The organism is Brevundimonas basaltis, from assembly GCF_014202075.1.
In the GTDB taxonomy this organism is placed as follows: domain Bacteria; phylum Pseudomonadota; class Alphaproteobacteria; order Caulobacterales; family Caulobacteraceae; genus Brevundimonas; species Brevundimonas basaltis.
In genome coordinates, this window is sequence record NZ_JACHFZ010000001.1 from 238,709 (window position 1) to 251,640 (window position 12,932).

The 12,932-nt window shown below is 68.4% G+C and carries 14 protein-coding genes; 7 read left to right on the forward strand and 7 right to left on the reverse strand.

Annotation, left to right across the window (positions count from 1 at the left end):
• Positions 1 to 259: 259 nt before the first annotated feature.
• Positions 260 to 2,041 (forward strand): aspartate--tRNA ligase, encoded by a 1,782-nt coding sequence (gene aspS / locus HNQ67_RS01285; RefSeq protein ID WP_183251618.1) that lies wholly within the window; start codon positions 260 to 262, stop codon positions 2,039 to 2,041.
• A 33-nt stretch (positions 2,042 to 2,074) separates the two neighbouring features.
• Here the strand turns inward: aspS and HNQ67_RS01290 are convergent, their stop codons facing one another.
• The 3 genes from HNQ67_RS01290 to HNQ67_RS01300 form a co-directional block, all read right to left on the reverse strand.
• The gene (locus HNQ67_RS01290; RefSeq protein ID WP_343054772.1) at positions 2,075 to 2,983 is read right to left on the reverse strand and encodes a pentapeptide repeat-containing protein; all 909 of its coding nucleotides are present in this window, start codon (positions 2,981 to 2,983) and stop codon (positions 2,075 to 2,077) included.
• Between the two features lie 74 nt (positions 2,984 to 3,057).
• The gene (locus tag HNQ67_RS01295; RefSeq protein ID WP_183251620.1) at positions 3,058 to 3,549 is read right to left on the reverse strand and encodes a pentapeptide repeat-containing protein; all 492 of its coding nucleotides are present in this window, start codon (positions 3,547 to 3,549) and stop codon (positions 3,058 to 3,060) included.
• Between the two features lie 64 nt (positions 3,550 to 3,613).
• Positions 3,614 to 6,013 (reverse strand): TSCPD domain-containing protein, encoded by a 2,400-nt coding sequence (locus HNQ67_RS01300; protein ID WP_183251622.1) that lies wholly within the window; start codon positions 6,011 to 6,013, stop codon positions 3,614 to 3,616.
• A 198-nt stretch (positions 6,014 to 6,211) separates the two neighbouring features.
• Between HNQ67_RS01300 and HNQ67_RS01305 the strand changes: the two genes are divergently transcribed.
• Both HNQ67_RS01305 and HNQ67_RS13710 read left to right on the forward strand, forming a co-directional pair.
• Entirely contained in the window at positions 6,212 to 6,604 is a 393-nt protein-coding gene (locus HNQ67_RS01305) for an NADH:ubiquinone oxidoreductase subunit NDUFA12 (RefSeq protein ID WP_183251624.1), read from the forward strand.
• Positions 6,601 to 7,287, forward strand: coding sequence for a DUF2155 domain-containing protein (locus tag HNQ67_RS13710; RefSeq protein ID WP_183251626.1), 687 nt, complete (start codon positions 6,601 to 6,603; stop codon positions 7,285 to 7,287). Before HNQ67_RS01305 ends, HNQ67_RS13710 begins: the two co-directional genes overlap by 4 nt.
• On the opposite strand, the gene aat is transcribed toward HNQ67_RS13710, so the two are convergent.
• From aat to aroQ, 4 genes are read right to left on the reverse strand one after another with little or no spacing between them, the layout of a single operon-like run.
• Positions 7,254 to 7,949 (reverse strand): leucyl/phenylalanyl-tRNA--protein transferase, encoded by a 696-nt coding sequence (gene aat, locus HNQ67_RS01315; RefSeq protein ID WP_183251628.1) that lies wholly within the window; start codon positions 7,947 to 7,949, stop codon positions 7,254 to 7,256. The two genes, HNQ67_RS13710 and aat, sit on opposite strands and share 34 nt — an antisense overlap.
• A gap of 5 nt (positions 7,950 to 7,954) precedes the next feature.
• Positions 7,955 to 9,307 carry an acetyl-CoA carboxylase biotin carboxylase subunit gene (gene accC / locus HNQ67_RS01320; protein WP_183251629.1) on the reverse strand — a complete coding sequence of 451 codons (1,353 nt, stop codon included), beginning with the start codon at positions 9,305 to 9,307 and terminating at the stop codon, positions 7,955 to 7,957.
• A gap of 4 nt (positions 9,308 to 9,311) precedes the next feature.
• Positions 9,312 to 9,824, reverse strand: coding sequence for an acetyl-CoA carboxylase biotin carboxyl carrier protein (gene accB / locus HNQ67_RS01325; RefSeq protein WP_183251631.1), 513 nt, complete (start codon positions 9,822 to 9,824; stop codon positions 9,312 to 9,314).
• A 19-nt stretch (positions 9,825 to 9,843) separates the two neighbouring features.
• Entirely contained in the window at positions 9,844 to 10,311 is a 468-nt protein-coding gene (gene aroQ / locus HNQ67_RS01330; RefSeq protein WP_183251633.1) for a type II 3-dehydroquinate dehydratase, read from the reverse strand.
• Between the two features lie 101 nt (positions 10,312 to 10,412).
• Here aroQ and thiS point away from each other — a divergent pair, with 101 nt between their 5' ends.
• The 4 genes from thiS to HNQ67_RS01350 all read left to right on the forward strand — a co-directional run bounded on the left by thiS (position 10,413) and on the right by HNQ67_RS01350 (position 12,930).
• Positions 10,413 to 10,610, forward strand: coding sequence for a sulfur carrier protein ThiS (gene thiS, locus HNQ67_RS01335; RefSeq protein ID WP_183251635.1), 198 nt, complete (start codon positions 10,413 to 10,415; stop codon positions 10,608 to 10,610).
• 9 nt (positions 10,611 to 10,619) lie between these two features.
• Positions 10,620 to 11,399 carry a thiazole synthase gene (locus tag HNQ67_RS01340; RefSeq protein WP_183251636.1) on the forward strand — a complete coding sequence of 260 codons (780 nt, stop codon included), beginning with the start codon at positions 10,620 to 10,622 and terminating at the stop codon, positions 11,397 to 11,399.
• Positions 11,400 to 11,932: 533 nt separating this feature from the next.
• Positions 11,933 to 12,403, forward strand: a complete 471-nt coding sequence (locus HNQ67_RS01345) for a DUF411 domain-containing protein (protein WP_183251638.1) — start codon at positions 11,933 to 11,935, stop codon at positions 12,401 to 12,403.
• 29 nt (positions 12,404 to 12,432) lie between these two features.
• Positions 12,433 to 12,930 carry a YybH family protein gene (locus tag HNQ67_RS01350; protein WP_183251640.1) on the forward strand — a complete coding sequence of 166 codons (498 nt, stop codon included), beginning with the start codon at positions 12,433 to 12,435 and terminating at the stop codon, positions 12,928 to 12,930.
• Positions 12,931 to 12,932: the final 2 nt, after the last annotated feature.

The following is a 12,932-nucleotide window of genomic DNA, read 5'->3' on the forward strand; positions in this document are numbered from 1 at the left end:
TTCTTCAGGGGTTTGCCGGCCAGCCGTGGGGTCAGGGGCCATACGACCGGAACTGACGCAGGCACGCGCTACCGTATCTGCAGTGACGGCGTTCCGGTCTTTGACATCATGAAGTTGGACAGGGTTTTGCATTTTTTGGCGCCAGCCCTGTCATCCGTGCACGCCGGGCCGGTAAACCTTGACTTTCCGGGGCGATGATGCGCCCTTCCGGCCTCCCGAATTCCGCCCCTCGCGGGCCCGAATCCAAGACGAACCGACCATGCACGCCTACCGCTCCCACACCTGCGGCGCCCTCCGTCTGACCGATGCGGGCTCCAATGTCCGCCTGTCCGGCTGGGTGCACCGCAAGCGCGACCACGGCGGCCTGCTGTTCGTCGACCTGCGCGACCATTACGGCCTGACCCAGCTGGTGCTGCACCCTGAGACGCCGGGATTCGAGGCGGTCGAGCGTCTGCGCGCCGAGAGCGTCATCCGCATCGACGGCGAGGTCGTCGCCCGCGAGGCCGCGGTGGTGAACCCGAACCTGCCGACCGGCGAGATCGAGATCCGCGTCCAGTCGGTTGAGGTCCTGTCGGAAGCCGCCGAACTGCCGCTGCCGGTCTTCGGCGAGCCCGAGTATCCCGAGGAGATCCGCCTCAAGCACCGCTATCTCGACCTGCGCCGCGAGACCCTTCACAAGAACATCGTCCTGCGCTCGCGCGTCATCTCATCGATCCGCCAGCGGATGGTCGCACAGGGCTTTCTCGAGTATCAGACCCCGATCCTGACGGCCTCCTCGCCGGAAGGCGCGCGGGACTTCCTGGTGCCGTCGCGCCTCCATCCCGGCAAATTCTACGCCCTGCCTCAGGCCCCGCAGCAGTTCAAACAGCTGCTGATGGTCTCGGGCTTCGACCGCTATTTCCAGATCGCCCCCTGTTTCCGGGACGAGGACCTGCGCGCCGACCGGTCGCTGGAATTCTACCAGCTCGACGTCGAGATGAGCTTCGTCACGCAAGAGGATGTTTTTGCTGCGATCGAGCCCGTCATGCACGGCGTGTTCGAGGAGTTCGCCGACGGCAAGACGGTCGATCCGTATCCCTTCGTCCGCATCCCCTATCGCGAGAGCATCGCCAAATACGGCACCGACAAGCCGGACCTGCGCAACCCGATCGAGATGCAGGACGTCTCGGATCACTTCCGCGACGGCGGCTTCGGCCTGTTCAACAAGATCCTCGGCGCCGATGCGAAGAACGCGGTCTGGGGCATCCCGGCGCCCAAGGGCGGCTCGCGCGCTTTCTGCGACCGCATGAACTCCTGGGCCCAGGGCGAGGGCCAGCCGGGCCTCGGCTACATCTTCTGGTCGGATGACAACAACGCCTGGGGCGGCCCGATCGCCAAGAACCTCGGCGCCGAGGCGACCGACGGCCTGATGAAGGCGCTGGGCATGGGGCAGGGCGACGCCGCCTTCTTCGCCGCCGGCGACCCGGCCGTGTTCTCGAAATTCGCCGCCAACGCCCGCATCAAACTGGGCCAGGACCTCAACCTGATCTCTGACGACGAATTCCGCTTTTGCTGGATCGTCGACTTCCCGATGTTCGAATGGTCCGAGGAGGAGAAGAAGGTCGACTTCTCTCACAACCCCTTCTCCATGCCGCAGGGCGAGATGGAGGCCCTGCAGACCAAGGACCCGCTCGATATCCTCGCCTACCAGTACGACATCGTCTGCAACGGCTATGAGCTGTGCTCGGGCGCGATCCGGAACCACAAGGCCGAGATCATGCTCAAGGCCTTCGAGATCGCCGGCTATGACGCCTCGGTGGTCGAGGACCAGTTCGGCGGCATGCTCAACGCCTTCCGCTACGGCGCTCCGCCCCACGGCGGCCTCGCGCCCGGCATCGACCGCATCGTCATGCTGCTGGCCGGCCAGACCGCGATCCGCGAGGTCATCGCCTTCCCGCTGAACCAGCAGGGCGAGGATCTGCTGATGAGCGCGCCGTCGGACGCCGCCGAGCGCCAGTACAAGGAACTGCACATCCGCCCGGCCCTGCCGCTCAAGGGCTGAAATGAAAAGGCCCCGCCGCGGCGGGGCCCTTGATCATCGGCCGCTGCTGGCGACCACGAGGTTGCGGCTGCGCGGCGGCACGGGCGGCGCCGGAGGCCGCGGCGGCGACACAACGACCAGGCCGCGGCAGGCCCGGGCGCTCAGGTTGCCGGGCAGGCGGGTGCTGGCGTCGCCGCAGGCCCGACTGATCTGGGCCTGGCTCAGGCCGTGGGCGCGGGAGAGATCGGCGCCCCGGATGTCGACGCGGTTCATCTCGGCGCCCTCGAAGTCGGCTCCGATGAAGGCGCCGCCGGTCAGCCTGGACCCGTTCAGGACTGCGCCCGAGAAGTCCGCGCCTCGAAAGTCTCCGTTCGACAGGTTGGACATGCTGATGTTCGAGCCCGAAAAGTCCGTGCCACGCGCGCTGACGTTGGCGAGGGTGACGGTGATCATCTCGGCGTCGCTCATGTCCGCGCCGCTGAGGACCGCGCCGTTCAGGTTGACGCCGACGAGCTGGGCGCCCGACAGGTCGGCGTTGCTGAACCGGGCGCGAACCAGGGTCGCTCCGGAGGCGTCGATACCCGACAGGCTGGCGCCGCTGAAATTGGCCCCTGTGAAGTTGCCGCCGGCGAGCGTGGCGCCGTCGAGGTCGGCCCGGCTGAAATCACTGCCCGAGAAGTTCGAGCCCACCAGCTCGGCGCCGCGCAGATTGGTTCCGACGAGGGTGGCGTTGATGAAGGTGGCGCCGTGGAAGGCGGCGCCGGTCAGGTCGCGTCCGGACAGTTCACAGCGGTTGCACGATCCGCCCAGCGACACCATCCGGGCGACGTCCCGGTCCTGGATGCCGAACTGCAGCTGAATCTCCGCCGAGGCCGGGGTCGCCATCAGGACGGCCATCGCCGCGCCGACCGTCAGGCTGGCGATGGTGAGGCGGCGGATCAGTGGCGAGGCGATCTGGGTCACGCTCCGGTTCTGCCTGCAAACCCCGGCAAACCCTACTTAAATCGCGGTAAGGTGGATGGCAGCGACCTGTCCGTTCAGCACCGGGGGATAGTGAGGCCCCGCGGCAGCTTGGTCGCTTCGTCCCCACAGGCTCGGTTCAGCTGGCCTTGGGTCAGACCCGTGGCCCGTGCCAGCGACGCGCCGGCGAAATTGGTCCCGGCCAGAGTCGCGCCGCTGAAGTTCGATCCATCCAGCCAGGCGCCGACGAAGCTGGCGTTGGTCAGGTTCGCGCCGGCGAAGTTCGAACTCGAAAACACCCCGCCATAGGCCTCGACGTCGCGGAGGTCGGCGTTCGAGAACCGGGTCCGGTTCATCACACTGAGGCTGAGGTTGGCCTGACGAAGCCGCGCCCCGGCCAAGTTGCGGCCGCGCAACTCCAGACCGGAAAAATTCCCCTGGAACAGGTTGCAGCCGGCGCAATTGGCGCCGTCGCGCATACGGGCGATCTGGCCGGCGTTCTGGGCGGCGGCGGGCAGCGCGGTCGCGGTGCAGGCGGCGACAACGAGGGCGATAAGGATCGGCTTCATGGCGGGCTCCGTGTCTCGCATCCAGCGATGCAAGTCCCGCGCCATCCTGGGGCGAAATCGTTGATTATCCCTGCATGGAGGGCGCTGCGCCGCAGGTATCGCAAATCCAGCCGGAGCCGCGCTGCTGGAGGGAGAAGTCACCGCAAGCGGGACAGGCGGTGGCCTGGGGGGGCGCCGCCGGAGCCTGCGGTGTCTCGCGCCTCTGGCCGAACGGCAGGACGACCAGATTGTCCGGCGCAGCCCCGCGCGCGAATCCTTTCGAGATGAATTTCGCTGCCGGCACCGTCTCGGGGACGCCGTCTCCGCCGGGGCCTCCGCCGAGGCCGTCAGCGTCAAGGCTCCCGGGATCGGCGTTGGCCAGTTCGTGCCGGTCCAGATACGACACGCCGAGTTCGCGGAAAATGTAGTCGAGGATCGATGTTGCCGAACGTATCGAGTCGTTGCCGGTGACACGACCGGCGGGCTCGAAGCGGGTGAAGACGAAGGCATCGACGAACTCGTCCAGCGGCACGCCGTACTGGAGGCCGATCGAGATCGCGATGGCGAAATTGTTCATCAGCGACCGGAAGGCTGCGCCCTCCTTGTGCATGTCGATGAAGATTTCGCCCAACTCGCCGTCATCGTATTCGCCGGTGTGGATGTAGACCTTGTGACCGCCGACCGCGGCTTTCTGGATATAGCCTTTGCGCCGGTCGGGCAGCTTGCGGCGGGCGCGGTCTCGCTCGACGACCTTTTCCACCACCCGCTCCACGGCCCGGGCCTCCGGCTCCCGGCGGCGTTCGCGCGGCGCCTCCGCTTCCGGGAGGTCCAGCCAGCGGCCCGGCGGGGCCGACCGTCGCATCAGCCGCACGGCCCGCCGTCCGGCCCGCGCGGCGTCGCCGAGGATCCGGACCGCCTGGGCTGGAGAGGCGCGCCAGTCGAGTTTGAGCGGCATGGGGTCTGGGGCGAGACTATGCGGCTCCAAGACCCCCCGCAGTCGCGCCTCGAACTCGGCGGGGTCGGCGAACAGGGGTCGCAAGGCCTCCGGCGCCTCGGGCCACTCGGAGAGGTCACCATGTCCGAAAACCCAGGCCTCGGCTTCGGCAACCGCCTCGAGCGTGAAGCCGAGGTGTATCAGCAGCGGTCCGTCACAGCCGGCCTCAACGCCGAGGACATCCTCAAGAAAACCGGCGTCCAGCACTGGCGGACGGAAGGCGTCTTCAAGCCGCTCGACCTGGGGCAGAGCGGTCTCGACCGCCTCCAGTTCGATATCGGTCAGCCCTCGGGCGCGCAGGGCTGGGTGATCGATCCCAGGTGCTCCGGCGAGGGTGCGCCGCCCGAGAAGATGTCGTTCGGCCGAATCGACGTCTCCGCCGCAGGCAGCGACGGCCGCTGCGAGGGACGGCCGCAATCGTTTCTCGACCTCTCCGTCGCGGCTCTCGAACACGTCCACCGCCGTCAGCGGCGTCAGACCGACGCGTAGACGGGCGTCGGCATCGTCGACGAAGAGGCTGCTCCGACCGGCGCCGGCGACGAGGGCGGCGACATCGTCGGCGAGGGCGTCGACCTCCGCCAACTCGCCGGTCAGCGCCAGATCTGCCAGGCCGCCGAGACCGAAGGACGGCGTTGCGTCGCCGCAGGCGTCCGACCACAGGGCGACGAGGGCCGACAGCGCCGCGCCGAATTGGTCGCCGGCGATCGCGTGAAGGGCCGGCAGAGAGATCATCAGGGCCGGACCGCCCGAAGCCTCGACAAGGGTTTGTGCGGTTTCTGCATCGAACGTCAGGACCAGGTCGCCGTCCACCGCCGCCTCCGCGGCGAGCAGGGCGACCGGAGCGCCCGAAGCGACGAGATCCCGATCCGCCACGGCGACCAAGACCGGAAACACCGGAGCAGGTAGAAGGCTGGCCGCGAACCGCTCACCCGCGATGGCGCGCACGATGTCGGCATCCGCGGCGCCGGCCAGGCGGGCGGCGAGGGCGGCGCGGGCGAGGGCCGGGTTCCGCGCGGGATCGGCGCAATCTGCCGATGGCCCTTCGCAACGCCTGACCGCCTCTGTGACAGCGCGCAGGGAAGCCGCTGCAGTCTCGACGGCGTTCGCCGCCAGCCGAGCGGCCCGGCGCCGAGCTATTTCTGCTTCCAGGCGCTTTCCGGCCGTCGGATCGGAGAGGTCGAGCCAACCGGGCGCGACGGAACGGGAGTCGGCGGGACAGGCGACGCCCAGCAGCAGTATCGCCGCCATTTCATCGGCCGCCGCCCCGCGGAGACCCGCTCGCCGCGCGAACGTGGCGGCCGCTTCAGACAAGGGGTCGTCGCCCGTGGCGAGCAGATTTTCGGCCTCGACCCAGTCGAGCCAGGCCTCGAGTTGGACGGCCGGCCAATTGTCGGGCGCATAGACCGTCGTGAGCCGGTCAGGGCGCTCGATCTCGCGCCGGGAGCGGCGGGCGATGGCGGCGAGCGGGGCGAAGCGGAACGGCGGGCGCATGCGGCGGTCTCGACTGGGCTGAGCTGATGCTAGCCTGCCTTTCCGCTTTGGCAATAAATCTGGCGTGCGTTGGCGGTGTTACCCCCAAGATGTTGAGTTTGGATCCGACTGCGCCGCGCTGGACGGACGGCCCCGGGGTTTCTATGATCGACCGTTGTCGCTGCCTCCCCGCGCGACCTGAATGAGTGGATTCCCAACGTGCTAGGCAAGATCTTCGGCTGGACCAGCGGCGCGACCCTCGGAACCCTGTTCACCATCGCCAAGCGTGGAGAACTGGTTGGCACGGACGAGTTCGGCAATCGCTACTACCTGTCGCGCGACGCCAGCAGCTATGACGGCCGCCGCCGTCGCTGGGTGGTGTACAACGGCTACGCGGACGCCTCCAAGGTGCCGCCGGAGTGGCACGGCTGGTTGCACTACACGTTCGACGAACCTCCTACCGAGCATCCGCTGCCTCGTCGCGCCTGGGAGAAGGACCACCTGCCCAATCTGACGGGGACTCCGATGGCGTGGCGGCCGCAGGGCTCATTGGCGGCCGAGGGCCGTCGTCCCGCCGCTACCGGCGACTACGAGGCCTGGCGTCCGGAATGAACCGCAAGGGCGCGATCCTCGGAAGCGTGACCGCGCTGACACTATTGGTGTCCGGCGTCGTTGTGGCGTCCTCGCTCAGCGACCTGCCGCAGGATGCGCAGCCCGCGCAGAGTCCTACGGCCGATCTGAACCGGCAGCCAACTCCGGCTCCCGCCTTGACGCCGCCGCCTCCGGAACGGCCCGTGCCGCAGGAGCCGGCCCCGGAGGCGGAGCCCGCACCGGCCAGACCCATCGCCATCACCCCGCCGGCTCCGGTGATCATCGTCGCCGAGGAGCCGGAGAAGAACGACGACGAGGATAGCGAGGAGGCGGAAGCGCCCGTCGCCGCGTCGACCGAACCGGCCCCGCCCCCCGGGCGCCGGCAGCGTCGGCGGGTCGCCATCGTCGAGGCTGTTGACAAGATAACCGCCGAAAGGATGCGGTTCGAGGTCGAGGTCGGCGGCCGGCCGGTGCGCTTCCAGAAGACGCTAATCTTCACCGCCCGTGCCTGCGAGGTGTCCGCCTCTGACGAAGTGGTTCAGGATTCCATCGCCTATCTCGAAGTCGATATTCAGCCACGCGGGGTTCTGCAGCCCTCCGGGCCGCGTCAGATTTTCCGCGGATGGATGTTTGCATCGGCGCCGGCAGTCAACGCCCTCGAGCACCCGATCTATGACGCCTGGGTTGTCGGCTGCAGGGCGTAGGCGACGGCATCCGGCCCGCTTATCGGCTCCAGCAACGAAATCGCGTCAGGGCGCTGCGAGCGTACGATCTTGAGCGTTCGCAGATAGGCCGCCTGCGGGACCTCTACGGCCCCGAACTGGCTCAAATGGGCGGTGAGGAACTGGGCGTCGAGCAGCCGCCATCCGCCGCGCTTGAGCCGGGCCACAAGATGCACCAGCGCCACCTTTGAGGCGTCGCGCTCGCGGCTGAACATGCTCTCGCCGAAGAAGGCGCCGCCCAAGGTGACGCCGTAGAGGCCGCCGACGAGCCGTTCGTCGCGCCAGCACTCGACGGAATGGGCGTGGCCGCGGGCGTGGAGCTCCGTGTAAAGGCGGCGGATCGGTCCGTTGATCCAACTGTCCTCGCGTCCCGGGCCGAGGGCGGCGCAGGCGTCCAGTACGGCCGCGAAGGCGGTGTCGACCCGAACTTGGAAGGCCTCACTTCGCACCGTCCGCGCGAGGCGTCCGGGGATCCGGAAGCCATCCAGGGGGATGACGCCGCGATGCTCCGGTTCGACGAGGAAGACGCGGGGATCGTCGCGGCCTTCGCCCATCGGGAAGACGCCGCAGGCGTAGCATTCGAGCAGTTCGTCAGGACCGAAACCGCCGAAGGGACCACGGGCGCTGAAGCCGGGTTCGTCCACCGGATCTAGGCGTCGCCTTTCTGACGCTTCGCCCAGTTCTCCAGCCAGTGGATGTCATAGTCGCCGGACAGGATGTCGGGCTCCTGCAACAGCTTCTGGAACAGGGGGATGGTGGTGTCGATGCCGCCGACGACCATCTCGCCCAGCGAACGCTTCAAGCGGGCGATGCACTCCTCGCGGTCGCGACCATGCACGATCAGCTTGCCGATCAGGCTGTCGTAATAGGGGGGGATCGAATAGCCGGCGTAGATGGCGCTATCGAGCCGGACGCCGAGGCCGCCCGGGGCGTGGAAATCGTTCACCGTGCCCGGCGAGGGGGTGAAGGTCTCGGGGTTCTCGGCATTGATGCGGCACTCGATGGCGTGGCCCTGGAACTTCACGTCGTCCTGGCTGAACGACAGGGGCAGGCCGGCGGCGATGCGGATCTGCTCGCGCACCAGATCGACGCCGGTGATCATCTCCGTGACCGGATGCTCGACCTGCAAGCGGGTGTTCATCTCGATGAAGAAGAATTCGCCGTCTTCCCAGAGGAATTCGATGGTGCCGACACCGAGGTAGCCGATCTTGCCGATGGCCTCGTTGACGGTGTGGCCGATCTGGGCGCGCTCCTTGGCCGACAGGGCGGGCGAGGGGGCCTCTTCCAGGATTTTTTGGTGGCGGCGCTGCAGCGAGCAGTCCCGCTCGCCGAGGTGGACGACGTTGCCGTGGCTGTCAGCGATGACCTGAAGCTCGATGTGGCGCGGCTTCTGAAGGTAGCGCTCCATGTAGACGGCGCCGTTGCCGAAGGCCGCCTGGGCCTCCGATTGCGCGGTCTGGACGGCCTCGACCAGATCGTCGGCGGTCAGGGCGACCTTCATGCCGCGCCCGCCGCCGCCGGCGGCGGCCTTGACGATCAGCGGGAAGCCAATGGTCTTCGACGCCTTGATGGCGGCATCGATGGTTTCCACCTCGCCCGCGGAGCCGGGCACGCACGGAATACCGGCCTCGAGCACGGTCTGTTTGGCGGTGATCTTGTCGCCCATGACCCGGATGTGCTCGGGCTTGGGCCCGATGAAGGTCATGCCGTGGGCTTCGACGATTTCGGCGAAGCGGGCGTTCTCGGAGAGGAAGCCGTAGCCGGGGTGGATGGCCTGGGCGCCCGTGATCTCGGCCGCAGCGATGATCGAGGGGATGTTCAGATAGGACTTGGCCGCGGGCGCGGGCCCGATGCAGACGCTCTCGTCGGCCAGCCGCACCCACATGGCGCCCCGGTCGGCTTCGGAGTGCACGGCGACGGTGGAGATGCCCATCTCCTTGCAGGCGCGATGGATCCGCAGGGCGATCTCGCCGCGGTTGGCGATGAGGACTTTCGTGAACACCGGATCAGGCCTCGAGAAGGACGAGCGGCTCGCCGAATTCGACCGGCTGGGCGTCGCCGACCAGCACCTCGACCACGACTCCGTCGCGCGGCGACTGGATCGGGTTCATCGTCTTCATGGCCTCGACGATCAGCAGGGTCTGGCCCTTCTTGACCTTGTCGCCGGGCTGGCAGAACGGCGGCGCCTCGGGCGAGGCCTGGAGATAGGCGGTGCCGACCATCGGCGACTTCACCTCTTCACCCGATCGGGCGACGATGGTGGCGGGGTCGGAGGGCATGGAGGCCGGAGCCGCAGCGGCGGCGGGCGCGGCCGGCTGGACCGCCGCCGCGGGCGCCGGGGCGTACTGGACCGGCGCGGCAACGGTGACCTCGCGGGCGACGCGGATCTTCAGATCGCCGCGCTCGACCTCGATCTCGGTCAGATCGGTGTCGTTCAGGATGTCGGCGAGGCCGCGCACCAGGGCGGTGTCGATCTCGTCATTCTTGAGCTTGGGCGCGGGCGTCTTGGAGTCGGCCATGGGAGCCTCTTGTTACCTTCTAAACCGAACGGTCGGCGGCGGCGCGATGTTCCTGCGCCAGCCGCAGAGCGGCCTTGACGGCCAGTTCGTAGCTGAAAGGGCCGAAGCCCGAAACCACGCCGGCGGCGACCGGCGATACATAGGAGCGGTGGCGGAAGCGTTCGCGGGCCGCCGGGTTGGAGAGGTGGCACTCCACAATGGGAATCGTCAGGGTCTTGAGAGCGTCGAGCAGGGCCACGGAGGTGTGGCCGTAGCCGGCGGGGTTGATGACCAGGGCCGAGGCCGTGTCGCGCGCCTCCTGGACCCAGTCGATCAGCTGGCCCTCGTGATTGGTCTGGCGGAAGACAACGCACGCGCCATCGGCGGCGCCTTCGCACAGCGCCTGGACGTCATCGAGGGTTTCGCGCCCGTAGATGTCCGGCTCGCGCACCCCAAGCAGGTTGAGGTTCGGGCCGTTCAGGACGTAGAGGACGGGGGTTTCGGGCATTCGCTCGAGGTTATGACATCCGGCCGCGCGGAATCGGAGCGGCCTTTTAGCTGAGGCTTGGCGGTAATCAAACCGTCCGCCGGAGAGATTGACGTAGCGTCATGCGTATTCAGGTCAATGGCGAACCCCGGGTGGTTGCGGCGGCGACGGTTCTGGCCCTGGTCGAGGAACTGGGTCTCGACGTGCGCAAGGTGGCGGTCGAGCGCAATCTGGAGATCGTGCCCCGGTCGCTGCACGCCGGGACCCCGATCGCCGATGGAGACCGGATCGAGGTGGTCCAGTTCGTCGGCGGGGGCTAAGAGGCGCGCATGACTGACGCACAAGACACCTGGACCGTCGCCGGACGGACGTTCAGCAGCCGGCTGATCGTCGGCACCGGCAAATACGCGGACTACGCCCAGAACGCTGCGGCGGCCGAGGCGGCGGGGGCCGAGATCGTCACCGTGGCCCTCCGCCGGGTGAACCTGAGCGATCCGACGCAGCCGATGCTGGTCGACCACGTGAAGCCGGAACGGTTCACCTTCCTGCCCAATACGGCCGGCTGTTTCACCGGCGAGGACGCGGTCCGGACCCTGCGGCTGGCGCGCGAGGCGGGCGGCTGGGGTCTGGTCAAGCTGGAGGTGCTGTCGGACACGGCGCATCTGTATCCGGACATGGTCGAGACGCTCAGGGCGCTGGACCTGCTGGTCAAGGACGGCTTCGACGTCATGGTCTACTGCACCGACGACGTGGTGATGGCGAAGCGGCTGGAGGAGGCGGGGGCCGCGGCCATCATGCCGGCGGCGGCGCCGATCGGCTCGGGCCTAGGCATCCAGAACCGGGTCAACATCCGGCTGATCGTCGAACAGGCGAAGGTGCCGGTGCTGGTCGACGCGGGGGTGGGGACGGCGTCGGACGCCACCATCGCCATGGAGCTGGGCTGCGACGCGGTGCTGATGAACACGGCCATCGCCGGGGCGAAGGATCCGATCCGGATGGCCCACGCCATGAAGCACGCGGTGATCGCCGGGCGCGAGGCCTATCTGGCCGGGCGGATGCCGAAGCGGATGTACGCCAGCGCCAGTTCGCCGATGGCCGGGCTGATTTAAACCCGGGCCGAAACTGAAAAATCGAGTCGCAGGAGTCGCAGGAGTCGCATCCGGCCGGTCGTTCGACCCGGGCGACGGACCCGGTGAGGCGAGGACATCGCGGACGCAGAGCCGGAAGAGACCGGGTTGGAGCGCCGGGACGGCGCGGCGGGGATTCGATTGTCAAAGACCGGCGGGCCGGGGAAAACAGGGGGCACTATGAGGCGCCCGCTTCCTCAGGCGGGTTCATGACGCTGAAAAATTAAGGTTCCGTAGGGAGAACAGCGAGTTGGCCGACGGAACTATGATAGCTGGGCGGGGATTTGCAGCGCAGCAATCGCCTCTCGCCGCTATCGCAGGCTGAACACGAACGCCACGTCGCGGCGCCATTGGTGCAGGCGCAGGGTGATGGCGAAGACCTCGAGCCGGGCGGCGACGCCGAGGCCCACACCCGCTCACAGCACGACCCTCAGGCTGCCAAATGGCCGCGCGCCCATCTATGGTCCGGCGATCGAACCGCGCCTAGGATCGCGGAAACGCGCGAGGAGACGACCATGCCGCAGATCAACCGACGCCTTTTGATCGGGTCCGCCGCCGGGCTGGCGCTGACCGGAAGCGCGCGGGCGCAGGGGCGAGGGAGCCGGCAACTGGCGGTCTACAAGTCGCCGACCTGCGGCTGCTGCGACGGCTGGGTCGTCCACATGCGGCAGGCCGGGTTCACGGCAGCGGTGCATGTGGTGGCGGATCCGGGAACCGTGCGTCGCGCCCGCGGACTGCCCGATGCGCTGGCGTCCTGCCACACCGGGGTGATCGGCGGCTATGCGATCGAGGGCCATGTGCCCGCCGCCGACGTGGTGCGGCTGCTGGCCGAGCGGCCGGAGGCCGTGGGGCTGACGGTCCCGCGCATGCCGATGGGGTCGCCGGGGATGGAGACGCCGGACGGACGCAAGGCGCCGTTCGACACCCTGCTGGTGCTGCGTTCGGGCGAGACCCGCGTGTTCGCCCGCCACAACCGCGCCGCCTGATCCTGTCCAAGCCGTTTCCGGAGCCCGTCATGTCCCGATCCCTCTGTTTGCTGGCGGTCGCCGCCCTGTCGCTTCCGGCCGGGGCCGTCGCGGCCCACGATCCGGCCCCGCTGTCGCAGGTCGAAGGCCTGGTGCAGGCCGAGGCGGCCGAGGCCGCCGCGGTGGTCGACGCCTTCCACGCGGCGTTGAAGGCCGGCGACACGGCTGCGGCCTTGGCCCTGCTCGTCGAGGACGCGATGGTGCTGGAGGAGGGCGGAGGCGAACGGTCGCGGGCGGAATACGCCTCGCACCATCTGGGCTCCGACGCGGCCTTCGCGGCCGCGGTCGAGGCCATGGTCCTGCGCCGGTCGGGATGGGCTGACGGCGACGTGGCGTGGATCACCAGCGAGGGCCGCACGACGGGGACTTTCAACGGCCGGGCGGTGAACCGGTTGACGGCGGAGACCATGGTGCTGAAGCGCGGGCCGGATGGATGGCGGATCGCGCATATTCACTGGTCGTCCCGGGCGCCGCGCGCGGTCGGCTGAAG

What these genes read in the sequence shown, in the direction of transcription:
- accB (WP_183251631.1), bottom strand. Translation starts at nt 9,824, where the DNA reads ATGGCCGACTCCAAGACGCCCGCGCCCAAGCTCAAGAATGACGAGATC.
- thiS (WP_183251635.1), top strand. Translation starts at nt 10,413, where the DNA reads ATGCGTATTCAGGTCAATGGCGAACCCCGGGTGGTTGCGGCGGCGACG.
- HNQ67_RS01340 (WP_183251636.1), top strand. Translation starts at nt 10,620, where the DNA reads ATGACTGACGCACAAGACACCTGGACCGTCGCCGGACGGACGTTCAGC.
- HNQ67_RS13710 (WP_183251626.1), top strand. Translation starts at nt 6,601, where the DNA reads ATGAACCGCAAGGGCGCGATCCTCGGAAGCGTGACCGCGCTGACACTA.
- HNQ67_RS01300 (WP_183251622.1), bottom strand. Translation starts at nt 6,013, where the DNA reads ATGCGCCCGCCGTTCCGCTTCGCCCCGCTCGCCGCCATCGCCCGCCGC.
- HNQ67_RS01350 (WP_183251640.1), top strand. Translation starts at nt 12,433, where the DNA reads ATGTCCCGATCCCTCTGTTTGCTGGCGGTCGCCGCCCTGTCGCTTCCG.
- HNQ67_RS01295 (WP_183251620.1), bottom strand. Translation starts at nt 3,549, where the DNA reads ATGAAGCCGATCCTTATCGCCCTCGTTGTCGCCGCCTGCACCGCGACC.
- aspS (WP_183251618.1), top strand. Translation starts at nt 260, where the DNA reads ATGCACGCCTACCGCTCCCACACCTGCGGCGCCCTCCGTCTGACCGAT.
- HNQ67_RS01345 (WP_183251638.1), top strand. Translation starts at nt 11,933, where the DNA reads ATGCCGCAGATCAACCGACGCCTTTTGATCGGGTCCGCCGCCGGGCTG.
- aroQ (WP_183251633.1), bottom strand. Translation starts at nt 10,311, where the DNA reads ATGCCCGAAACCCCCGTCCTCTACGTCCTGAACGGCCCGAACCTCAAC.